Source organism: Luteibacter sp. dw_328, assembly GCF_018449605.1.
Lineage (GTDB): Bacteria > Pseudomonadota > Gammaproteobacteria > Xanthomonadales > Rhodanobacteraceae > Luteibacter.
Map to the genome: position 1 here is coordinate 19,429 of NZ_JAAVUW010000004.1, position 21,610 is coordinate 41,038.

Consider the following 21,610-nt stretch of genomic DNA (forward strand, 5'->3'; position numbering starts at 1 on the left):
AGCTTTTACATGCCACCGTCCTCCGCGCGATACCCATCTAAAGACCGATGACGAAGCACCCGCGGGTCAGTATGGTTCCCTCGCTTCCCCTCTCCCCGGACGGCTCATCGATCATGCGAAACACGCTCCTGCTCGGCATCGGCCTGGCACTTGGTACGGTCGCCTGCACGCCCTCGGCGCCGCCGGGACTTCCCGCCTTGACTGACCTCACCCTCAATTCCGGCGCCCCGCGTGCACCGGAACAGCTGGCCGTGACCTTCGAACATGCCGATCTAAGCTTCCGTGTCGACCCTGCACGGCACTGGATCGAGGGTGACGCGAGGTTGACCTTCGCCGTTATGTCGCCGCTGCGTCGCGTGGTGCTGGATCTCGACCGCAACCTGCCCATCGATGCGGTCGAAGTCGACGGCAAGGCATTGCCGCGCACCGCCTATCGGAATCCGGAGGGTCGCCTCGAGGTTGATCTTCCGCATCCGCTCGACGCGGGAGCCCATACGACGGTGCGAGTCACGTACCACGGCAGCCCCCATGCCGCCGTACATGCGCCGTGGGATGGTGGCTTTGTGTGGGCCAGAACACCGAAGGGTCAACCCTGGATCGCCACCGCCGTGGAAGGCGAGGGCTGCGATTTGTTCTGGCCGTGTATCGATCATCCGATGGGCCGACCGAAACTCGTCGACGAGCACGTGACCGTGCCAGCCCCTCTGGTTGCTGTCGGCAACGGTGTTGCCGCCGGCATGGACGAGGCGAACGGCATGCGCACGTATCACTGGCGCAGCCACGATGTCAGCACGTACGGCGTCGCGCTGAATATTGCACCCTATCGGGAGCTGTCCGCGCCTTATACCAGTCGTTTCGGTAACGTCATCCCCACACACTATTGGTATGTGGACGATGAAAAGCAGGCGCGTGCACTCTTTGCCGAGTTCCCGCCTATGCTCGACTTTCTCGAAAGTACCGTCGGCCCGTACCCGTTTGGCGCGGAGAAAATGGGCGTCGTGGAAACGCCGTTCAAGGGCATGGAACACCAGACAGTCAATGCGTACGGTAATGAGTACGCGAAGACAGCCTATGGTTACGACGACCTGCTTCAGCACGAGCTATCGCATGAGTGGTTCGGCAACCAGGTGACCAACGCCAACTGGGATGACATGTGGCTACACGAGGCATTCGCGACCTACATGCAGCCGCTCTACGCCGAGTCGATCGGTGGAAAGCAGGCTTACTTCGCCAATCTCATGCAGCTTCGTAGCAAGCTAGCCAATCACCATCCGATCGTGTCGGGGCAGCCACGACGGGAGGAAGATGTTTACGAGGACGCACGGGGTGGTCCGGGGCAGGACATCTACAGCAAGGGTGCGCTCGTACTGCACACCCTGCGAAACCTCATCGGCGACGACGCCTTCTACCGCTCGGTGCGTTTGCTGGTGTACGGGACCGAGCACCCCGTGCCGGGCAACTTCGCGCCGCGATATGCCACCACGCGCGACTACATCGACATCGTCGACAAGGTCACGGGCAAGGACCTGCACTGGTTCTTCAACGTCTATCTTTACCAGGCTGCGCTGCCCGACCTGCAGATCACCCGTGACGGCCAACAGCTGCACCTGACATGGTCGGTGCCTGGCAATGGCGCCTTCCCGATGCCGGTCGACGTGCGTGTCGGCGACCACGTGGTCACCTTGCCCATGGCGGATGGCCAAGGCGAGCTAACCCTGCCGGAGCGCGCGACTTATACGCTCGACCCGGATTCGAAGCTGCTTCGGCGCGATGCAGGTATCGAGGCGTATCAGGCGTACGTGAAAAAGCACAAGGCGAAAGACCGCTGAGCGACCTGCTACTCGCAATCACTCGGTGGTCAGGGGCCGCGTCGCAGATAGTCGCCCAGGGCAGCGAGTGCTTCTGGGCAATCGGCACGACCGAAGCCAATGCGAAAACGGTCGCTCGGTGTCGGACCCAGTTCGGATCGGTAGTGCTCGGCGGGCAGCAGGAGCACACCAGCCTGCTCGACAAGGTCTGCCGCGAATGCTTCAACGCTACCGGCACCGAGGTAGCGCGGGTAGGCCACGCAGCCGCCATCGGGTCGGTACCAGTCGAAGTGTTCGGGCCATTCGGCAAAGAAGGTGTCGAGTAGCGTCAGGTTGTCGCCGACGATTTGGCGATTCCTTTCGAGGATCGTCTCCCGCGCCTTGAGGGCGATGAGTGCCAACTGTTCCGAAGGCCCCGAGTTGCAGATCGACAGGTAATGCTTGTATCGCTCCATCTTCTGCAGAAACGTGCGGTCGGTGCAGGCAATCCAGCCAATGCGAAGGCCGGGCAGGCCGTAAGCTTTCGACATCACGCCAAGCGAGATGCCGCGTTCGTACACGTCGGCCGCTTGCGGAAGGTATGCCGTGCCCGGCGGCCCGAGCGGACGGTAGACCTCGTCGCTGAACAGCCAGATGCCGTGGCGGCGGCACAACATCACCAGCGCGTCGTAGCGATCGCGCTCGAGTATCTTGCCCGTCGGGTTATGCGGGAAGTTGATCGAGATTACCCGCGTGTTCGGCCGAATGGCGGCGGCGACACGGTCGATGTCCAGGGACCAGTGATCGTCGGGATCGAGAGGGACGCCGGTGACGTCGCATATCGACAGCGGCACGGTTTCCGCCGACTGGTAGTTCGGGGTTACCACGATGGCGTGTTCGTCCGTGCCGAGTAACACACGCATGGCAATGTAGATGCCTTCCTCCGCACCGGCGAAGCAGAGCACATCGTCTGCCTGGCATCTGTCGTAGGTGCCGGCGATGGCCTCACGTAGCGCTGGCGCACCATAGGTTTGCGTATAGCCCAGATGCAGGGACTCAAAGGCGGCACGGTCCTCCGGCTCGGCCAGGGCAAGGAGTTCGTCCACCCGCATGCTCTGGGCATCCGAGGCCGTCAGGTGGAAGCGCGCCGCGAACTCCCAGCGCGAGAAGTAGGTTTCGAGACGGAAGTCGGGCAGGGCGGTCATGAGCGGCCATCGGCAGGCGGGATGATGAATGGACTATATGTCCACCATAAACAAAAAGTCTATCTTTCCTGTCAGCAGTCACGTCGGAGCCCATGGGCGCCGTTCGCGGCAGCCGTTAAAGTGCTTTCATGACTTCCCCCCGCTCATCCCTTTGGCTGCCGGCACTGGCCGTGCTCGGCTCGGTGACCTCGCTGTGCATCGGCACGTCGTTCGCGAAAAAACTCTTCCCGCTGATTGGCGCGGAAGGCACGTCGGCCCTGCGTGTGGGGTTTTCCGCCCTGGTGCTCATCCTTTTTTGGCGTCCCTGGCGCTGGCCACTGAGCCGTCGCGACGCAGGTTTCGTCATCCGCTATGGCTTGACGCTCGGCGTGATGAATCTGCTGTTCTACCTGGCGCTGCGGACCATTCCGTTTGGCATTGCCGTGGCTATCGAATTCAGCGGGCCGCTCGCGGTGGCGATGATCGCTTCGCGGCGTCCGGTCGACTTTGTCTGGCTCGCCAGTGCGATCACGGGCTTGGTGATGCTGTTGCCGCTCGGCCATAACAGCACGCTCGACACGACGGGTGTGATGCTCGCCCTCGGTGCCGCCGTCTGTTGGGCGTTGTACATCCTCTTCGGCAAACAGGCTGGACACCTGCATGCCGGGCAGTCGGTATCGCTCGGCCTGGTGGCAGCGAGCCTCGTCGTCGTGCCTTACGGCGTGGCGCACGCGGGTGCGAGCCTGCTCGATCCGATGATCCTGCTGGCGGGTCTCGGCGTGGCGATCGTCTCGAGCGCCATCCCCATGTCGCTGGAGATGATGGCGCTCAAACGCCTGCCCAGCGAAACCTTCGGCATCATGGTGAGCCTCGAGCCGGCCGTTGCTTCGTTCCTGGCGATGTTGCTGCTGGGTGAGCATCTCGCCGCCGGCCAGTGGCTGGCTATCGGGTTTATCGTGCTGGCTTCTATCGGCAGTACGGTGACGGCGCGCAGGGCACGGCCGGCTGCGGTCGAGCTGGCTGGTTGACCCCATGACGCCTTGGATGGACTCAGGCGTCAGACGGGACCTGGACTGCTGCAGAGCGACTTGGTTGAGGACACAATGACCATGCACTTGGTCCCGGCGAAGCTGAGTGGTGTTTACAGCCATAGTGGAAGCGCGGACGAAGGTAACGCTCGTCTCAGGGAGTACGGCCTGTGAAATCCGTAAGTGAGGTACTGAGTTCTGTAGCATGGAACGGGATTTGGTCGGGTCCCTTCGAGATCCAGCTTTGGGGGCGCACTTATGAGGTTGATCTACGGTTCTATGGCGACGAGATTAACGGTGGTCAACAGTCGGCGCTGAGTGACTTCCTGCTTCGCCAGCGGGAACTAGAAGAACGGGTTGAGAATGAGCTCTTCGCCTTCTACTCGGGCGAGCGTGATGAATTCGAGGCACGTTATGGGGACGCAGTTGGTCAGCATGCGCCTGTTATCGATAACTCGGAGGGCATGTCGCGCATCGCTTTCCCTCAAGCGGTACTCTTCCAGTACGAAAACGTCTCGCCCGGCGGCGTATTCGGATTCCTGTTTCGATGCAGCTGGGAGGAAGAACTCGGCGCTGCGGTCGCGTTCTCCCGCACGCGCTTTGAGGGTGCAGGGACGCAGGACATATTGCTCTAAAGACGTCTGTGATGAAATAAGACGCCCGGCGAAGTTCAGATTGTGCCGACAAATCTCCCTCAAACGGTGTCGCTCAAAGCCATGAGCAAGTTGCCGATTTACATTGCTGAGAACGAGGGATTGTACTCGGGAGCACTGTGTCCGCCACTTCGTCAATCAGCGGAGTGAGCAATGCAACAGCTCACTTGAAGGGTTCTGGGATGAATGCAGCGTTGGCGGAGATTCCTTCGGCGAGGTCTTACTAATGGTCCTATCAATCTGGCGGAAAGTGACCATGCATCAAAGAACAGCACTAACGCTCGCGGAACTGGATACATCGGAATGGTTTATCAATGTCGGAAAGCGTGAGTCAAATCGTGTTTCCCTCCTGCACGATTGGAGCGAGGCGATTGCCAGTTGCGAGGGTGACGACTGGCTCGACCTGTTGCAAGAAGCTGCAAGTCAGTACAGGAGCAGGCTCGCTGAGGGAGACGTAGAACGTTTCCGTCAATGGAATGAACACGTCAGGGAGCTAAAGACTGTCACGATTCCACTTGTAAACAGAAAGACACGATCGGTGGTTGAAGCGAATCGCTTGCCAAAGCATTTCGTGGACGTCGTCCAGTGGGATATCTTGCACGTATGCATGGAGGCAGAGTATGCGGACGTGTTTCAGCCTGGCTTCTTCGCGAGCCAGTCTTACTGGTATTTGAACGGCCATTTCCCATGCGGTTGGACTGGCCGGTTTCCGAATGGCAAGCTCGTGGTCTACTGAGATTCAAATGCGAACGTCGAGCATAAGTACACTAGATCGCGATGATCCTTCAGAAGGCTGCGAGCCGAATGCCCATTGCTGGCGGATGCGATACTAGAACCATGGAGGGTATTCGGGCCGAAGCGGGGCTCGACGGAATCGGGCGTGCGTTAGCTAAGATGCATGCGGCGGTAAGTGCGACATCGACTTCGTCTACAAGGCACGGCTGCTTCTGTTGCGGTGAACTTGTTCTTTGCAGGGCATGACCTCTCGACATCGGGGTGTTCAGAGGCCTGCATTTAACGAGCGCGTAAGGTAGGCGTATCTGACTGGTGGTGACGTGTACGGCGTTGAATCTCCGCTCGATGGTATGTCGCCTAAGGTTGCCAACGGCAGCCGACACGACCCTTGAGCACTTTCTTGAAGACGGTAATACGGCGCTGAAGTTGCTGAACAACGGCGGCTACTTGATAAACCAATCTCGCGAGTTCTTAGTCCCTGGTGGGCAAAACATGCCTTCTGGATAATTTCTGTTCACGATCGCTCCGGATGGTTCGCGCGTACCGATTCGGAGTTGGTAAGACATGGAAGAGTCATCAGAAGCAACGTGCGATTTTTGCAAGGATGGGTATCACGCGCCCTTTGAGCGTTTCGAGAAAATTGCGGTTACGCCGGATGGTCCAGCATTTTTGATGAGGTGCAACATTTGTAGGACCCTTTGGTACGAGACGCTCCACTCAGCGAGACGAGTGGAGCGCTCTGAGGCTCTCAGGTTGTATCCCGAAATTTAGCTGTAGAGGTGCTGCATGGAGCTATTAGGTTTTGATCCGGAAAACGAGCTTGAGCGTGACATTGCAAGAGCAAAAGAGGGGAAGCTTTCGGTTGAAGATCTGCTTAAAAGGATCGCCGAATCTCAGGTCTATGTTTCTAGCAGGGAAGAGGTGAAGCAGGATGGCAGTGGCTTTGATCCATTACTGGTAGGCGAGCCAGGAAGCCCATTGGTGGCTGCATTTTCTTCCTTGTCGCGCCCTGGCTTGCACAGGAAGATGGCTGAGTACGTCCTTCAAATTAAGGGTCGGGACTTTTTTCGTCGTCTTCCGCCAGGCTATGGCGTAGCTGTCAATCCTGGATATATAGCGCAGCTCATCATATCGGCCGACGCAATCTCGGGCCTCAAGGGAGTTTGATGGCCTTTGCCGATAATCCTCACGTGGAGCGTGTCCTTCTTGGCATCGAAGCGATATCGGGCGACGACGATCGAGTCGTCGCCTGGCTGCAGGAACCGCTCGCTACGTTTGGCGGTAAAACAGCGCTGGAACCGATCGCCGAAGGTCGTACCGATGCCGTGCCGGGTTATCTGGCCTCGATTGAATCCGGCTTCGTCGGTTGAATAAGTGATCCACGACGACCACGTGACATCGGTAGCGCGATGATCCGCTACCGATGTCACGCACTTGGAGAGAGGTCGATGAGCTTCGCCACTGACGACGCTGAATGGGTGAGTGCCCGCGAGATCCTGGCCGAATGCCGGGCTCGGGTGATGGTCGCGATCAGGCAAGAGGAAGAGCGACCGAAGAAGGCACTCGATGGGCTGACTCCCGCGGCTTACGCGAAACAGTTACATTAATCCCGGACTCAAATCGAACCGTCACTCAAGGCGGGGGCGTCCGGGGGGGCGACACCCCAAGTCCGGTTGATCTTCACCAGGCCTTGCGGATACCGATCGACCCGGTCACGCGGCGATACCGATGGGCACCGAAGCGTGTTTCCACATCCGTCCAGAGCCGCCACCCGTTACTGCGCATGAGCGCGACGCCAAGCTTCAGTCCGTAGCTGTTGCGCGGCACGCCAGCATCGAACGACTCGGCGTTGAACGCCGTGGCATCGAGGCGGCCGAGGCGACGAATCCAGTTCGCGGCGAAGTAGGGCGAGGCGACGTGGCCGTTCGGCGTATTCCAGCGGGCGGCCGTGCGCACGCCGAGACGCGCGGTGGTGCCTGTCCCATGGAGCGGACCGACGCGTGTGCCGTTGGTCTCATGATGCGTGCCTCCCCGTAGCCGGGTGCTGAGGACCTGCGCCTGCGGCTCGATGTACGCGTCGGTCTGGCGGCTGAGCGCGTGGCGCCAGCGGTGCCCTGCTTCCAGGCTGGTTGTCAGCATGCCGCTGCCATAGCGCTCGGCGGCGAGACCATCACCCTCCACGCGCTGGTTGACGTGCGCGTACTGTGTCCAGCCGCGTATGTACGTGCCGGTGTCACTTCGAAAGCCGCCGTACAAACCTGCAGCGGCACCACGCACGCGGCCTCTGGCTGCGTAATGCGTCAGCAGCGACGTGCCCCGTGTGTCGGCGCGACCGACGGCCGCCATGACACCCAGGTGAGCTTCGGTATCCGGATCACGGAGCAGGTCGGCACCGAGCGCAAGCTCGCTGGCCGACGACGTGGTGGTCAGCTGGTTGCCGATATCGAACGAGGTATGGCGGCGATCGAAGCGCGCCCAGATGTCATGGCGTGCACCGTCGCGTTCGTCATCTTCGCCGGCTCCGGGACCACCCTGGAACATCTCGAGCGCAGCGGTCTGGTTTGCCCGATAAGCGCCGACCTCAGGTCGCAGCAGGCGCGGGCGTACCACCGGCACCAGCGGATCGATACCCGGGTCGGGCGTCTCCGTCACAGGCGGGTCGATGATGGCGGGATCTACCGTTTCGGGTTCCAGTGACGAGCGCAGGTACCAGTCGCCGTCGTTCGCCGCGCTGAGTGCCCCCTGGTAGAGGAAGTATTCGTGGGCACCCGCAACCACGCGGCCAGCGAGTTCGAATCGACCGTGCGAGCTGCCGTCGACCTGCACCAGACGGATGCCGTCGTTGGTGTAGTCGCCCGCACCGTCGAGTGTATCGACTGAGATGAAGCTGCTGCCGGTCGTGCTGCCCATGATGTGGAGCAAGTCGGACGCTGAGGTGTCGTCACCGAGCCGGCTGCGCATGCGGAACAAGCCCTGGTTGCCGTCGTAGTCGCCAGCGATGGTCAATGTGGCGAAGGTGCCTGCCGCAGAAGCGAACGTCACGATGCCGTGGTCGCTGTTGAAGCTGCCGATATGGCTGTCGCGCGCCACCGACCACTGGCCTTTGTCTTCCAGCGTGAGATCGCGAACGATGTCGGTACCGCCATGCCATAGGGCTTCGTTGCGTAAGGTCAGGGATGTCTTCGTGGCATCCGGCGGCGGCGCACCACTGACTTCGGCGAGGCGGATGTCACCGATGGCCACGCTCTTGTTTTCGAGTGTGACGGTGACAGGCGTGGTGGACGTGGGGTAGACGTCGATGAAAGCGGCACCAGCCAGAACGGCGCCCCCGCTGATGCGTACCTTGGTCGGGTTGTACAGGCGCAGCGCGGCGGCTTGTTCGCTCTCGATCGAGCCACCCTGGAGGGTCAGTGAACCCCCCTCGCCCACGTCCGCACCGTAGGCGGCAACGCCGGTGGTCTTGACGGTGGTGCCGTTGGCGACGATCGACGCATTCCCCGCGCTCAGGCCGTTGGCGAACTGCCCCGAGGTGAGGATGTCCGTTTCATTGAGGCTTATGCGCCCCCCGTCCCGGGCGTCAGCACCATTCGCCGCCCGTCCCTCGGTCACGATGTGCGTGCGTGTGGCGTCGACGGAAGGGACGCGTCCAGGGAAATCCCCACCCATCGCCACGATGCCGAACGCTTGGTTTCCGTGGGTAAGGATGTCGGTGTCGCTCAGTTTGAGTGACCCTGCGCGTAGATCGACGCCGGCTGAGTTGAAGCCCGACGTCTCGATATGGGTGCCACTGATGCTGGCCAGCGCTTTATTGGCGCCGTCAAAACCATTCGCGCGATCACCCGTGGTCTTCCATAGGCCACCCGAGACGGTGACAAAGGCGGCGTTCTCGTCGGAGTGCAGTGCATGCGCACCAGTCCCGGCGGTCGTGACGGATGTGTCGGTCACGACAGCCGTTCCAGTGGACGATATCCGCACTCCCATCGCCTCCTCACCGAGGGTTTTGATGGACGCTTTCGTCGCCCGCAACCCGGACGAGGCGCCTTCCGCCGCCAACCCATGGGCCGCCGTGTTGGTCGTGGACACCTGGGTCGACTCGGTCGCGAGCTGGGCACCATCGACGGCAAGCAAGCCGACCGCAGCGTAGCCGGTGGTGGCGACGCTACCGCCGACGAGCAAGCCTTCGACATCCTTGCCCTCGAACCGCGCCCCATTCGCCAGGCCACCCTCAGTGACGATGTCCACGTCAGTGAGCTTCACGCGACCGGTTCCCGTGTGCAGAAGGCCATGGGCGCTTCCACCGGCCGTATGAAGTTTCCCTGCTGTCAGGGTGAGCTCACCCCCCGACCCCTCGGTCTTGATGGCTGAAGCGCCCTGGCCCGACGTTTTGATTCCGACGGCGGTGCCGGTGACGATGCCGCCATCCTTGATAAGAAGCGCCGCCTCGGACGGATCCGTCGTCTCCCAGGATCCTGCGGGAAGATCGAATTCCGTCCCATCGACAACCCAGGGTGGTCCTTCCATGCCCATGGCGGGCTGCGCAAAAGCGGCTATCATTGCCGACAGGTATCGGGTTTTAAACGTTTTTTCGGTAAGCACGCGTTCTCTCCTTGTCAGGCGAACGGACCAAGCGTCCGAATCGCAATTTCTGACTGACAAGACTAAGGACTGGCTTCCGGAGGCGTAACGCGATTATTCTGAAAAAAGCGTGCGATTACGTCACGCTTGCGTCACCAGACATCTACGCTTCATCATGATCGTTGCAATCTTGTCGCGTCTGTCTTCGCACGGGCACGCCAGGGATGAAACCATTTATCATCTGCACGCGCGGCGAAAGCCGTGGAGGGCCCGCCAACCAGTGGGTATCCGCCGTCGCGCTTGCGCCTATACATAACAACTGAGGAGCCAAACCTATGAAGATTGCTTCGATCACTGCACTCGCTTTCGTCGCTGCCGCCATGCTCTCCGCTTGCAACAAGAGCGAAGACGCTACCCCGGCTGCTGCCCCGGCTGCTGCTGCCACGGCTCCGGCCGCTGCTGCAACCGCTCCGGCTGCTGCTCCGGCTGACGCCGCTCCGGCTGCTGCCACGACCGCTCCGGCTGCTGCCGGCACGGCCGCTCCGGCCGCTGCTTCGACCGCTGCTGGTCAGTAAGTAGTACGCACCACCGAACCCGCCGCTCCTTTGGGAGCGGCGGGTTTTTTATTGCCCGCGATCCGGGGCATCCTGGTCGGGACCATGGCCTCCGGGCCCGCGATACGGCACGCTAGAAGGGTTTCGTCCCAACGCCACAGGAATGCCCATGTCGCCTCGCTCGTTGCTTCCCATGCTCGCCCTGTCACTGGCCGTCGCTTCCGGCCTTGCCGCAGCGCAGACCGCGCCGATGACGCCGGATATCCCGACGAAGTTCGAAGCGCCCACCGCTGCCAACGACTACATCAAGCGCGTGGTGGAGATCCCGATGCGCGACGGGGTCAAGCTGCACACGGTCATCGTGATTCCGAAGAACGCGAAGCACGCGCCGATCCTGCTGACCCGCACGCCCTACGACGCCGATGGGCGCGCCGAGCGCGGCGGTGCGACGACCATGCGCAACCTGCTGCCCCAGGGCGACGAGGTGTTCGTCGACGCGGGCTATATCCGTGTTTTCCAGGACATCCGCGGCAAGTACGGTTCGGAAGGCGACTACGTGATGACCCGCCCGCTGCGCGGTCCGCTCAACTCGTCCGAGGTCGATCATTCCACCGACGCCTACGACACGATCGACTGGCTGACCAAGAACCTGCCCGAGTCCAACGGCAAGGTCGGCATGATCGGCTCGTCGTATGAGGGCTTCACCGTGGTGATGGCCCTGATCAACCCGCACCCCGCCCTGAAGGTGGCGGCGCCGGAGAGCCCGATGGTGGACGGGTGGATGGGCGACGACTGGTTCCACTACGGCGCCTTCCGTCAGACCAACTTCGACTACATCACTGGCCAGAACGCCAAGCGCGGCAAGGGTGAGGAAATCACCCGCGCCGGCTACGACGACTACACCAATTTCCTCGCCGCCGGTTCGGCGGGCGACTACGCCAAAGCGGCTGGCCTCGACCAGCTGCCCTACTGGCGCAAGCTCAGCGAGCATCCCTCCTATGACGCCTACTGGCAGGGCCAGGCGCTCGACAAGGAAATGGCGAAGCAGCCGCTGAAGGTCCCGACCATGTGGCTGCAGGGCCTCTGGGACCAGGAAGACATGTGGGGAGCGATCCATAGCTACGAAGCCATGGAGCCCAAGGACAAGGGCAACGACAAGAATTACCTCGTGATGGGCCCCTGGCGGCATAGCCAGGTCAACTACAGCGCGTCCTCGCTCGGCGCACTGAACTGGGACGGCGACACGGCGCTCCAGTTCCGTCGCGACGTGCTCCTGCCGTTCTTTAACCAGTACCTGGTCGATGGCGCGCCGAAGGCGAACACGCCGCCGGTCCTGATCTACAACACCGGCGAAAACCACTGGGATCGCTTCAAGGCGTGGCCCCAGGCCAAGGGAACCAAGCCCCTCTACCTGGTCGCCAACGGTGGGCTGTCGTTCACCGCGCCGGATGCTTCGGCAGCGAAGTACGACGAGTATGTCTCCGACCCCGCCAAGCCGGTGCCGTACGTGCCTCGCCCCGTGCGCTTCACCGATCGCACGTCCTGGACCACGTGGCTGGTGCAGGACCAGCGCTTCGTGGATGGCCGTCCGGACGTCCTCACTTACGTGACCGAGCCGCTCACGGCACCGTTGCGTGTGGCTGGCGCGCCCCAGGTGAACCTCTACGCTTCGACCAGCGGCACGGACAGTGACTGGGTGGTCAAGCTGATCGACGTCTATCCGCAGGCGAATACCACCTCGCCGGCCATGGGCGGCTATGAGCTATCCCTCTCGATGGACATCTTCCGCGGCCGCTATCGCGAGATCTTCTCGGACCCGAAGGCGATCACGCCGAACACCCCCCTGGAATACACCTTCGGCCTGCCGACCGTGGACCACACCTTCCTGCCGGGTCACCGGGTGATGGTGCAGGTGCAGTCCTCGTGGTTCCCGCTCTACGACCGCAACCCGCAGACCTACGTGCCGAACATCTTCTTCGCCAAACCTTCCGACTACCAGAAGGCGACGCAGCAGGTCTGGCACGCACCGGGAACCGCCAGCGCTATCGAGCTGCCGGTGGTGGAAGGCGGGAAGTGAGTCAGGGGGCTTTCGGCTCCTGATACTCCCGTCCGTCGAAGCGCAGCGTCCGCTCCTTCACCGAAGGTGCGGGCGCCTTGCACGCCGGGCCCGGGTTCTCGTCGCCGGCGATCTCGAACGTCGTCTTCGTTCGCAGGACGATGTTCGCCATGCCACGGCTCTTACCCTGGTCGATGATCAGCTTCGTGTCCGTAGCCGTCGAACGGGACGGGCATTCGGGATCTTCCGGCCGCACACTGGTGGCGAGCGTCGTCGGTCGCAGCACCCTGCGTAACTGCCCATCCGAAAGGAGGTACAGGGCGATATCCTCGTCCGGTCCTTCGAGGCGGTAATAGACTTTGTGCAGACGTACGCCGAAGGCGCGTTTGCCAGGCGCCAACAGGTATCGCTCCGTATCCAGCGTGATCGTATCGACCGCCGGCTCGTCGCTGGGAACGGCGTCGTCGTCACGGAGGTGGGCCAGTACGTCGCCTGATTCGACGTCGAGCATCGCGAGGTCGAGGATCAGTGCGTGGTCGCTGCTTGCCGGCCCGGAGGGCGCGTGCGCCAGGACGACGATCATCTTCCCGTCGTCGCCGGGCAGCGAGGCGCAGTCGCCTTTCGCATCGCCCTCGGCGCCATATCCAGCGATACCAAGCTTCCGGGCGGTCGCCTCCCTCATGTCGGCGCATGCCGTGACAACGTCTTCTTCCCGCTTCGCCTGGATATCGGCCTCGTCCTTCGCCGCAGCGGGGCACAGCCCGAACACGCTTTGTCCTGGGTACTTCCGGCAAGCGTCCCCGGCGGCGGATACGGCTTCCGAACGCTCGGCGCCGCCGACCTCGAAACGGCTGGCGAATGGCTTGAAGATCGTCATCAGCCGCTCCCTCTCGGCCCCCTTCGCAGCGATCAGGTCGTCTAGGCCTGCCTCGCTGAGATGCTCGCAGCTGCCCAACCCTCGCGACAGGGTGCCCAGCGAAAACTCCCGCCAGAATACCTTCGGTAAGTAGGTCGCCGGCTGCCGCGTCAACGAGGTGGCCCGGAAGGCGCAGTCGTAGGTCCGGCCCGCGGTGCTGCCCAGGTCTCGCCACTCTTGGTCGGCCAGTGGAGCGTGAGATCCCAACAGCCACTGCCACGGATCGATCAACGTCTCGTCGCGAATGTCTTGAGGACGCATAGCCCTCAGGCGGTCGAGCACGTAGGTCGTGTTCATGACCTCCATGAGAGTGCGCGCTCGTTCGCCGGCCGGCCATGCAGCGGGAAGCGTCAGCACAACGGGTAGCTTCAGGGTGAGAAACGCCTGGCGTTCGATGGCCTCATGGGCACGGTTGGCGAACCCGGCATCGTCGAGCGCCGTTCCGGGTGGAGGAAGCGCGATCGGCTGGCCAGGGGAAAATGACGGCGCCATGCGTTGGAGCAAGGCGACACGCCGTTCGCTGCGGGGTGCCAGGGACTGGAATGCCTGGTAAAGCACCAGGCAATCGTCCGCCCTCTGTCCGTTGCATCCATCCATCGACAACTGGTCACCTATGCGTTGGACCAGGAGGCGGGAGGCGTCACTCAGCACCCGTTGGGGCGTGCGCCACATCTGGCCTCTCTCGGCGATGCATGCACGAAACCCGTCCGGGCCACTGACGTTGCCCCACTGCCATCCGGTGCTATTGCGAAGCACATCAACGATTGGCGTGTCCTTCGCTGTCCACGCCGGGCGGGGAAAGCATTGGATGATGGCTTGCGTGGCGACGGCTTCCGGGCCCCATGTCGGATCGGGGTCGTACGTCATCTGTGTGGGAGATGGCCAAAGTCGGGCCCACAGGCGCGCACTGTCCGAAGCGCGGGTGAAGGTAAGCAGATCCCAGGTCGCGGCCTGGTCGACGAGCATCGAGCGCGGGCCTTGCGGGATGGCCGAAAAGCCCGGCATGGTCAGGAGCGCCGTCAGCTTTTCCCGGGTCAGGGTCTTCCAGTGTGCCGGGAGGCGGATCGAGGGACCCCAGCGTGGATCAGCGGGAGGCGTGGCATCCGACGCCTTCCGAGCCTCGGTGGCTTCAGCGACGATCGCGTCGACCTCAGCGACAGATAGCGCCGCGGGATCGAGCGGCGTGTCCGCATCGATGCGGCGCCCCGTGTCGACGGCGCTGGCGTGCACAGGCGCGCCCGCAACCAATACGGCCCCGCCGCTGGCGAAGAGCATGGCAGCACCTATGACGCGGCGTAGTTTGCGCATGACCCTGACCCCCAAGGCGGCTCGCGATCCCTCGCCGCGGCGTGCGCATCCTACCGCGCCCCGGCGAAGCCTGGGTGGCCGTCACCGGCCCTGTCCATGGCGGAACGCGGGCGCCGCCTTGGCGTCGCCTGCACGCCGCCGGCGCGATCCTCGACCTCCCCGAGGTTCGAGGATCGCCCCATGGCCCGTCCCATCTGGACCGGTACCCTGTCGTTTGGCCTGCTCAACGTGCCGATCCGGCTGATGTCCGGCGAGCGCCGAAGCGACATTCATTTCCGCATGCTCGACCAGCGCAGCAACACGCCCGTGCGCTACGAGCGGGTCAACGCCGATACCGGCGAAGAAGTGCCCTGGAAGGACATCGTCAAGGCCTTCGAGTACCAGAAGGGCAGTTATGTCGTCCTCGAAGAGGAAGACATCAAGAACGCCGCCAGCGATGTTCACGAGACCGTGGAGATCGATACCTTCGTCGATGCGGGCCAGATTGCTCCCGCTTACTTCGAGAAGCCGTACATCCTGCTTCCGGCGAAGAAGGCCGAAAAAGGTTACGTGCTGCTGCGCGAAACCTTGAAGAAGACCGGCAAGGTCGGCATCGCCCGCGTGGTCATCCGCACCAAGGAGTACCTGGCCGCCGTGCTTCCGCAGGGTGATGCCCTGGTCCTCAACATCCTCCGCTACGAATCGGAGATCGTCGACGCGGACGACTTCGAGCTGCCGGGCAAGTCCACGGCTGACTATCGCATCTCCCCGCGTGAGATCGACATGGCCAAAGACCTTATCGCGTCGATGTCGAGCGACTGGAAGCCCGGCGACTATCGTGACGATTTCCGCGAAAAGCTGCGCGCGGTCATCGAGAAACGGCTGAAGAGCAAGGGCGTGACCGCCACCATCGAAGACGACGATCGCACGCCGGAGAACGCGACGACCAACGTCGTGGACTTCATGGCCCTGCTGAAAAAGAGCCTCGGCGCGAAGACACGCACACCGGCGAGAAAGACAATAGAAGCGACGAAGAAGGCCGCAAAGCCAGCGCCAGCAAAGAAGGCGACGGTCAAGAAAGCGGCAGCCAAGAAGGCACCGACCAAGAGCACGGCAAGCAAGAAAGGCACTCCCGCGAAGACGGCGTCACGCAAAGCGCCGGCCACGCGCCGCAAGGCGGGTTGACGCGATGGACCCGCTGATTGTCGACGGTGTCGCCATCACCCATCCCGACCGGGAAGTGTTCGGCGAGGGTGGTCCGACCAAGGGCGATGTGGCGACCTATTACGAAGCGGTGGCTGCGCACATGCTGCCGGAGCTTCGTGGCCGGCCGCTATCGGTCGTGCGTTGTCCGCGGGGCACCAGCGGCGCCTGTTTCTTCCAGAAACACCATGCCGACGCGCTGGGCAAGCACGTCAAGGGCGTCGCGCTGAAGGAAAAGGATGGCGGCGACGCGGAATATCTCTATGTCGACGATGTGGAAGGGGTGCTCGAACTGGTCCAGATGAACACCCTCGAGTTCCATCCCTGGGGCGCCCGCGTCGACAACCCCGACCAGCCCGACCGGCTTATCTTCGACATCGATCCCTCGCAAGGCGTCGACTGGAAGACCATCGTGGCCTGCGCGCGCGAGATCCGTGAGCGACTCCTGGGCGAAGGACTCGAAAGCTTCGTTCGCACGTCGGGCGGCAAGGGCCTGCATGTCGTGGCGCCCTTTCGGCGAGGCCCGGCCTGGGAGAAGGTAAAGGCCTTCTGCGAAGGCATCGCCGATGCGATGGTCGCCGACAGTCCGCAGCGTTACATCGCCGAAGCGAGCAAGGCAAAACGTGAGGGTCTTATCTTCATCGACTGGCTGCGCAATACGCGCGGGGCGACAAGTGTCACGGGATGGTCGCTGCGCGCTCGCGCCGGTGCGCCGGTGGCGATGCCAGTGCGCTGGGACGAAATCGCCCGGCTGAAGACGGGCGGGGCGTTCGACTTCGCCAAGGCACTGAAGCGGGCGAAGGCGTTGGAAGCGGATCCCTGGGACGGGATCGCTTCGTTGAAGCAGGCGTTGCCGTAAGAATGAAACATCGGTGCGGTAGCCAACAGCCCGCACCGATGTCTTGCTTCGTTATTTCGACTGCATACGGCGGAGCGAGGCCATCACTTCATAGCAAGCGCCCATCGTGTGATAGTCGGTCTTGCCGGCGGGACTCTTCTCGTCGTCGTACTTCTCGTTCTTGCGATTGAGGATGCGATACCACGCACCGTACGTGTGGTCGACGAAATGTTCCCAGCTGTAGGCCCAGATCTTTTCGTAGGCTTCGTCGTACTTCGCTTCACCCGTAGTCTCGAACAGCAACTGCGCGGCACCGAGCGATTCGGCCTGCACCCAGAAGTACTTGTCGTCGTCGCAGACGTCGCCTTCGGGAGAGAAGCCGTAGGCGATGCCGCCGTATTCCTTGTCCCAGGCCTTGTCGAGCGCCTCGTCGAACAGGTGCTTCGCGGTCGATACCAGCCAGTCCTTATGCTTCGGCGTGCCCTTGGTGTAGCGCTCGAGCATCATCAGCAGCTTCGCCCATTCGGTCTGGTGACCGGGCTGGAAGCCCCACGGACGGAACAGGTGCTTGGGATTGTCGAGGTTGTATTCCCAGTCGATCGTCCAGTCCTGGTGGTAGTGCTCCCACACCAGCTTCTGCGGGGTCAGGCCGGCCTGACGCTGGGTCATGTTCTCGGCGAGCAACAGCGCGCGGTCGAGGTAGCGATCGTCCTTCGTGGCTTCCCACGCGGCGATCATCGCCTCGGTCATGTGCATGTTCGCGTTCTGGCCGCGGTAACCGGTGAAGTTCCAGTCCTTGTCAGCCTCGTCGCGGTACAGGCCGTAGGTCGGCTCCCAGTAACGCTTCTCGAGCAGGTCCCAGATCTCGCCCTGCCAGGCCTTTGCTTCATCGAAGCCTACTTTCACGCCGCACGAATAAGCCAGCAACATGAACGCCAGACCGTAGCAGTGGTTCATCTGGTCGTCGCGCTTGCCGTCGGCGATGGTCCAGGCGTAACCGCCGGTCTCGGGATTCAGGTGCACTTCGCGCAGGTACTTCAGACCATGCATGGCAAGGTCTTTGTCTTCCGGCTTCTTGAATTCAAGGTAAGCCATGGCGTGGTTGAACACGAAGCGCGTGCTCGACACGAGGTGGCGGTGGCTGCGGTCGTAGACCGAACCGTCGTCCTTGAAGTACTGGAAGAATCCGCCGGCGGTGTCGACCTCGTTCGGCTTGTAGAAAGCCATGGTCTTGGCGACGTGGTCGCGCAGTACATCCACGTTATGGAAATCGGGGAGGGGGTAGTTCGTCATGCGTGCTTCTCCATGAAGGCCCTGACTTCGGCCTGGTCGGGAATGGCAGTAAACGAGCCCTTGCGGGTGGCGGTGATTGCGCCACAGGCTGCGGCGAATCGAATCAGCTCGTCGAGGCGGGACGTGTCGGCAACCAGTGCGTCGAAGGTCGCGGGCGTGACGTTTTCCGCGGCCAGCCGGGCGAGCAGGCCACCCACGAAAGCATCACCGGCGGCGGTGGTGTCCACCGCTTCGACGGCGTAGCCCTGCACCGTGCCACGTGCGGAACGGGAGAACCAGCGCATCGGTTCGGCACCGTCGGTGACCAGCAACAGGCCGGCCTTGCCGCGCCAGAGACGCTCGAGCACGGCGTCGTCGGAACCCGCACCCGCATGGATGAAGGCGAACTCTTCCGCGCTGAGCTTGATCACGTCGGCTTCGGACAGCGCTTCCCACAGACGTGGCAGCGGTGCTTCGCTGGCCGGCCACAGGGCCGGGCGCAGATTCATGTCGAAGCTGACCAGTGCACCGGCGGCACGCGCACGGCGCATGCCTTCGACCGTCGTCGCGGCGATCGCCGCTTCGGTGAGCGAATTGGAGCAGACGTGGAAGATCGACAGATCCTCGAACGCTTCCTTACGGAAGTGCTCGGGACGGAACAGCAGGTCCGCGGCGGGCGGACGATAGAAACTGAAGCTGCGATCGCCCTTGTCGTCATGGGCGACGAAAGCCAGGGCGGTGCGTGCCTCATCGGTACGCGCAATGTCGTCCGTACCGACACCAAGGTCGGTAAGGCTCTTGAGCAGGAAATCACCGAACATGTCGCGTGCGAGCATGCCGGCAAAGCGGGCGTGGGCGCCGAGGCGTGCCGCGGCGACCGCGACATTGGCCGGCGCGCCGCCGGCAAAGGGAACGAAAGCGGGAGGCTGACCGGCGCCGCCCTGGGGCTGTGCGTGGAAATCGATCAGCGCCTCGCCGAAGCAGAGGATGGAAGACATGCTGCGGCCTGTCCTTGGGGCAAGAAAGTACTACACGACGGCCGGCACGAGGCCGGCCGTCGCCATGGGGCTTAACGCGCGACAGGCACCGAACGGACCTTGGAACCACTGAGGCCGTAGAACACGATGTAGGCGTAGCAGATGAGCGGGACGAAGAACGCGTGCTGGAGGCCGATGTGATCGGCAATGGCGCCCTGGATGATCGGGATCAGCGCGCCACCCACGATGGCCATGATGAGCAGGCTTGACGCCTTGCCGGTCAGCGGACCCATACCCTCGATACCCAGCGAGAAGATCGTCGGGAACATGATGGAGTTGAACAGGCCGATGACGACGATGCTGTACACCGCGACCATACCGGTGGTCGACATGGTGGTAATGACGAGCAGGCCGTTGATGATGGCAAAGATCGCCAGCAACATGCGCGGCGAGAACCTGGCCAGCAGCGCTGAGCCGATGAACCGGCCGACCATGGCGCCACCCCAGTAGAACGCCACGTGCGACGCGGCGGCTTCACCGGTCATGTTGCCGATCTCCGGCAACTGCAGGTAGTTGATCATGAAGCTGCCGATCGACACTTCGCCGCCGACGTAGAAGAAGATGCCGAGCACGCCGAAGAACACGTGCGGCGTCTTCAGGGCGTCCATCAGCGTGTGATGTCCCTCGTCGGCCTGCTCGGTGGTTTCCTCGAGCTTGGGCAGGTTGAAGAGGTAAACCAGGATCGCGATGACGACCAGCACCACGGCCAGGCCGATGTATGGCACCTGCACGGCACTGGCTTCGGTGGCGCGGTAGCTGATCTGCTCGGCGGTGCTGAGCTTGGCGATGTCGTCGGCGCTCTTGACCTGGTTGGACAGGATCAGGACCGCACCGAAGAACGGGGCCAGGAAGGTGCCGAACGAATTGAGCGCCTGGGCCAGGGTGAGGCGGCTTGAGCTGGTCCTCTCGGGACCGAGCAGGGCGACGTACGGGTTCGCCGCGACCTGCAGCACCGTGATGCCGGTGGCCAGGATGAACAGCGCGCCGAGGAAGAGGATGTAGACGCGCATGCCGGCGGCAGGCCAGAACAGCGCCGCACCGATACCGGCGATGATCAGGCCGGCGACGATGCCCTTCTTGTAGCCGAGACGGGCAACCAGCCGACCGGCCGGGACGCCCATGATGAAGTACGCGCCGAAGAAGGTGAACTGGATCAGCATCGCCTTGAAGTAGTTCAGCTCGAACACGGCTTTCAGGTGCGGGATCAGGATGTCATTCAGGCAGGTCAGGAACCCCCACATGAAGAAGATCGTGGTCATCACGCCAAGCGCGAGCGGGAAATAGGTGTAACGGGTGTCGCCGGCGCCCGTCGAATTCGACGAGTTGGGCAATGGCGTGGAAGCGGTAGCCATGGGGCGCTCCAGTGGTGGTTTCAGGGGGAAGACGGCGGGCAGCTGCTTTCGCGAACGACCAGCCGGACGGGCGCGATAGTGGAAGCCGTGTCCGTCTCAGGATTACGAAGTCTTTCCAGGATGAGCTCGGCACTGCGCCGGCCCAGGCCGCGCGGATCGACCGCAACGGTGGTCAGGGGCGGTACGCATACCGAGGCCTCGGCGACATCATCGAAGCCGGTCAGGGCGAAATCTTCGCCCGGGCGACGGCCGCGTTTGGTCAGGCCAAGCATAAGGCCCAGCGCGACGGCGTCGTTGTAGCAAACCGCCGCCGTGGGTGCGGGATCGCGCGCGAACAGCGCGCCGGTCTGGCGTGCGGCTTCGAGGCGGGTCGGTGCGCTTTCGATCATCCATGCGGGATCCACCTTCAGGCCCGCCGCGCTCATGGCGCTGGCGTAGCCGCGTCGACGCTGCTCCACCGAACTCGACTCGCGGTGGCCGCCGAAGAAGGCGATGCGCTGGTGACCGAGCGCGATAAGGTGTTCGGTGGCCAGGCGGGCGCCGTGCTCGTTGTCCATCTCGAGCGTGTCCCAGCGATGGGTGCCCTCGTCGTCGGGCAGTTCGCGGTTGAATACAAGCAGGGGCGTGTGCATGCCGACGGCCGCCAGGACGCGTTCGCCCTCGCTGCCTTCGGCTGGCGAAAGGATGATGCCCGCCGGGCCGTGCTCGACCAGGGAGTTGAGTACCGCCTGCTGTCGCTCCGGCGATTCGCCGGTATTGCCCAGCAGGGTGACGTAACCCGCGCTGGCCAGGGCCTCGTCGGCCCCGGCGGCGAATTCGGCGAAGAAGGGGTTGCCCAGGTCGTTGACGACCAGGCCGATGCTCGAGGAGGTGCGCCGGCGCAGGTTGGCGGCGGCACGGTTGTACACATAGCCCTGGCGCTTCAGCTCGGCCTCGACCCGTCCCCGGGTCACCGAGTTGACCAGCGGGCTGCCGCGCAACACGAGCGATACGGTCGCCCGCGAGACATCGCAACCCAGGGCGATATCGGCGAGCGTGACCTTGCGGCGTTGCGGGGTGATCCTCGGCATCTCAGCTCCTTCAAACGATCTAAACCGGGCGATCATCGCTCGCCGACGAAAGGGATGCATCAC

The 21,610-nt window shown here is 62.9% G+C and carries 18 protein-coding genes; 11 read left to right on the plus strand and 7 right to left on the minus strand.

Annotated features, from left to right (window positions below):
* Positions 1-113 precede the first annotated feature (113 nt).
* Positions 114-1,829: a M1 family metallopeptidase gene (locus HB634_RS10420; RefSeq protein WP_213948541.1), complete on the plus strand. Its 1,716-nt coding sequence runs from the start codon at positions 114-116 to the stop codon at positions 1,827-1,829.
* 29 nt (positions 1,830-1,858) lie between these two features.
* On the opposite strand, the gene HB634_RS10425 is transcribed toward HB634_RS10420, so the two are convergent.
* A complete protein-coding gene (locus HB634_RS10425) occupies positions 1,859-2,992 on the minus strand; it encodes an aminotransferase class I/II-fold pyridoxal phosphate-dependent enzyme (RefSeq protein ID WP_213948542.1) in 1,134 nt (377 codons plus the stop codon).
* Positions 2,993-3,120: 128 nt separating this feature from the next.
* Between HB634_RS10425 and HB634_RS10430 the strand changes: the two genes are divergently transcribed.
* The 6 genes from HB634_RS10430 (at position 3,121) to HB634_RS10455 (ending at position 6,994) form a co-directional block, all read left to right on the plus strand.
* Positions 3,121-3,999 (plus strand): EamA family transporter, encoded by an 879-nt coding sequence (locus HB634_RS10430; RefSeq protein ID WP_213948543.1) that lies wholly within the window; start codon positions 3,121-3,123, stop codon positions 3,997-3,999.
* Positions 4,000-4,169: 170 nt separating this feature from the next.
* Positions 4,170-4,634 carry a hypothetical protein gene (locus tag HB634_RS10435; RefSeq protein WP_063571245.1) on the plus strand — a complete coding sequence of 155 codons (465 nt, stop codon included), beginning with the start codon at positions 4,170-4,172 and terminating at the stop codon, positions 4,632-4,634.
* 274 nt (positions 4,635-4,908) lie between these two features.
* Positions 4,909-5,388, plus strand: a complete 480-nt coding sequence (locus HB634_RS10440) for a hypothetical protein (RefSeq protein ID WP_063571246.1) — start codon at positions 4,909-4,911, stop codon at positions 5,386-5,388.
* Positions 5,389-6,173: 785 nt separating this feature from the next.
* On the plus strand, positions 6,174-6,554 hold the full coding sequence (locus tag HB634_RS10445; protein WP_213948544.1) for a hypothetical protein: 381 nt from the start codon (positions 6,174-6,176) through the stop codon (positions 6,552-6,554).
* Complete coding sequence (locus HB634_RS10450; protein ID WP_213948545.1) at positions 6,554-6,757, plus strand: antitoxin Xre/MbcA/ParS toxin-binding domain-containing protein; 204 nt, start codon at positions 6,554-6,556, stop codon at positions 6,755-6,757. The genes HB634_RS10445 and HB634_RS10450 overlap by 1 nt, the downstream gene beginning before the upstream one ends.
* Before the next feature lie 78 nt (positions 6,758-6,835).
* The gene (locus HB634_RS10455; RefSeq protein WP_157503918.1) at positions 6,836-6,994 is read left to right on the plus strand and encodes a hypothetical protein; all 159 of its coding nucleotides are present in this window, start codon (positions 6,836-6,838) and stop codon (positions 6,992-6,994) included.
* A gap of 73 nt (positions 6,995-7,067) precedes the next feature.
* Here the strand turns inward: HB634_RS10455 and HB634_RS10460 are convergent, their stop codons facing one another.
* On the minus strand, positions 7,068-9,983 hold the full coding sequence (locus HB634_RS10460) for an autotransporter outer membrane beta-barrel domain-containing protein (RefSeq protein WP_213948546.1): 2,916 nt from the start codon (positions 9,981-9,983) through the stop codon (positions 7,068-7,070).
* Between the two features lie 314 nt (positions 9,984-10,297).
* Between HB634_RS10460 and HB634_RS10465 the strand changes: the two genes are divergently transcribed.
* Together HB634_RS10465 and HB634_RS10470 are read left to right on the plus strand one after the other, a co-directional pair.
* Complete coding sequence (locus HB634_RS10465; RefSeq protein ID WP_082878965.1) at positions 10,298-10,537, plus strand: hypothetical protein; 240 nt, start codon at positions 10,298-10,300, stop codon at positions 10,535-10,537.
* Between the two features lie 148 nt (positions 10,538-10,685).
* Complete coding sequence (locus HB634_RS10470; RefSeq protein ID WP_213948547.1) at positions 10,686-12,593, plus strand: CocE/NonD family hydrolase; 1,908 nt, start codon at positions 10,686-10,688, stop codon at positions 12,591-12,593.
* Position 12,594: 1 nt separating this feature from the next.
* Here the strand turns inward: HB634_RS10470 and HB634_RS10475 are convergent, their stop codons facing one another.
* The gene (locus tag HB634_RS10475; RefSeq protein ID WP_213948548.1) at positions 12,595-14,796 is read right to left on the minus strand and encodes a hypothetical protein; all 2,202 of its coding nucleotides are present in this window, start codon (positions 14,794-14,796) and stop codon (positions 12,595-12,597) included.
* Positions 14,797-14,976: 180 nt separating this feature from the next.
* Between HB634_RS10475 and HB634_RS10480 the strand changes: the two genes are divergently transcribed.
* Positions 14,977-15,960, plus strand: coding sequence for a Ku protein (locus HB634_RS10480; RefSeq protein WP_213948549.1), 984 nt, complete (start codon positions 14,977-14,979; stop codon positions 15,958-15,960).
* A gap of 4 nt (positions 15,961-15,964) precedes the next feature.
* A complete protein-coding gene (gene ligD, locus HB634_RS10485; protein WP_213948550.1) occupies positions 15,965-16,837 on the plus strand; it encodes a non-homologous end-joining DNA ligase in 873 nt (290 codons plus the stop codon).
* A gap of 51 nt (positions 16,838-16,888) precedes the next feature.
* On the opposite strand, the gene HB634_RS10490 is transcribed toward ligD, so the two are convergent.
* The 4 genes from HB634_RS10490 to HB634_RS10505 form a co-directional block, all read right to left on the minus strand.
* Complete coding sequence (locus HB634_RS10490) at positions 16,889-18,109, minus strand: AGE family epimerase/isomerase (protein WP_213948551.1); 1,221 nt, start codon at positions 18,107-18,109, stop codon at positions 16,889-16,891.
* The gene (locus HB634_RS10495) at positions 18,106-19,086 is read right to left on the minus strand and encodes a carbohydrate kinase (protein WP_063571034.1); all 981 of its coding nucleotides are present in this window, start codon (positions 19,084-19,086) and stop codon (positions 18,106-18,108) included. The genes HB634_RS10490 and HB634_RS10495 overlap by 4 nt, the downstream gene beginning before the upstream one ends.
* A gap of 71 nt (positions 19,087-19,157) precedes the next feature.
* A complete protein-coding gene (fucP, locus tag HB634_RS10500) occupies positions 19,158-20,477 on the minus strand; it encodes an L-fucose:H+ symporter permease (RefSeq protein ID WP_213948552.1) in 1,320 nt (439 codons plus the stop codon).
* 20 nt (positions 20,478-20,497) lie between these two features.
* Positions 20,498-21,547 carry a LacI family DNA-binding transcriptional regulator gene (locus HB634_RS10505; RefSeq protein WP_063571036.1) on the minus strand — a complete coding sequence of 350 codons (1,050 nt, stop codon included), beginning with the start codon at positions 21,545-21,547 and terminating at the stop codon, positions 20,498-20,500.
* Between the last annotated feature and the right edge of the window lie 63 nt (positions 21,548-21,610).

Excerpts from the sequence above, each read along its gene's own strand:
- HB634_RS10420 (WP_213948541.1), top strand. The coding sequence starts at position 114 with ATGCGAAACACGCTCCTGCTCGGCATCGGCCTGGCACTTGGTACGGTC.
- HB634_RS10425 (WP_213948542.1), bottom strand. The coding sequence starts at position 2,992 with ATGACCGCCCTGCCCGACTTCCGTCTCGAAACCTACTTCTCGCGCTGG.
- HB634_RS10430 (WP_213948543.1), top strand. The coding sequence starts at position 3,121 with ATGACTTCCCCCCGCTCATCCCTTTGGCTGCCGGCACTGGCCGTGCTC.
- HB634_RS10440 (WP_063571246.1), top strand. The coding sequence starts at position 4,909 with ATGCATCAAAGAACAGCACTAACGCTCGCGGAACTGGATACATCGGAA.
- HB634_RS10445 (WP_213948544.1), top strand. The coding sequence starts at position 6,174 with ATGGAGCTATTAGGTTTTGATCCGGAAAACGAGCTTGAGCGTGACATT.
- HB634_RS10450 (WP_213948545.1), top strand. The coding sequence starts at position 6,554 with ATGGCCTTTGCCGATAATCCTCACGTGGAGCGTGTCCTTCTTGGCATC.
- HB634_RS10455 (WP_157503918.1), top strand. The coding sequence starts at position 6,836 with ATGAGCTTCGCCACTGACGACGCTGAATGGGTGAGTGCCCGCGAGATC.
- HB634_RS10465 (WP_082878965.1), top strand. The coding sequence starts at position 10,298 with ATGAAGATTGCTTCGATCACTGCACTCGCTTTCGTCGCTGCCGCCATG.
- HB634_RS10470 (WP_213948547.1), top strand. The coding sequence starts at position 10,686 with ATGTCGCCTCGCTCGTTGCTTCCCATGCTCGCCCTGTCACTGGCCGTC.
- HB634_RS10475 (WP_213948548.1), bottom strand. The coding sequence starts at position 14,796 with ATGCGCAAACTACGCCGCGTCATAGGTGCTGCCATGCTCTTCGCCAGC.
- HB634_RS10480 (WP_213948549.1), top strand. The coding sequence starts at position 14,977 with ATGGCCCGTCCCATCTGGACCGGTACCCTGTCGTTTGGCCTGCTCAAC.
- ligD (WP_213948550.1), top strand. The coding sequence starts at position 15,965 with ATGGACCCGCTGATTGTCGACGGTGTCGCCATCACCCATCCCGACCGG.
- HB634_RS10490 (WP_213948551.1), bottom strand. The coding sequence starts at position 18,109 with ATGACGAACTACCCCCTCCCCGATTTCCATAACGTGGATGTACTGCGC.
- HB634_RS10495 (WP_063571034.1), bottom strand. The coding sequence starts at position 19,086 with ATGTCTTCCATCCTCTGCTTCGGCGAGGCGCTGATCGATTTCCACGCA.
- fucP (WP_213948552.1), bottom strand. The coding sequence starts at position 20,477 with ATGGCTACCGCTTCCACGCCATTGCCCAACTCGTCGAATTCGACGGGC.
- HB634_RS10505 (WP_063571036.1), bottom strand. The coding sequence starts at position 21,547 with ATGCCGAGGATCACCCCGCAACGCCGCAAGGTCACGCTCGCCGATATC.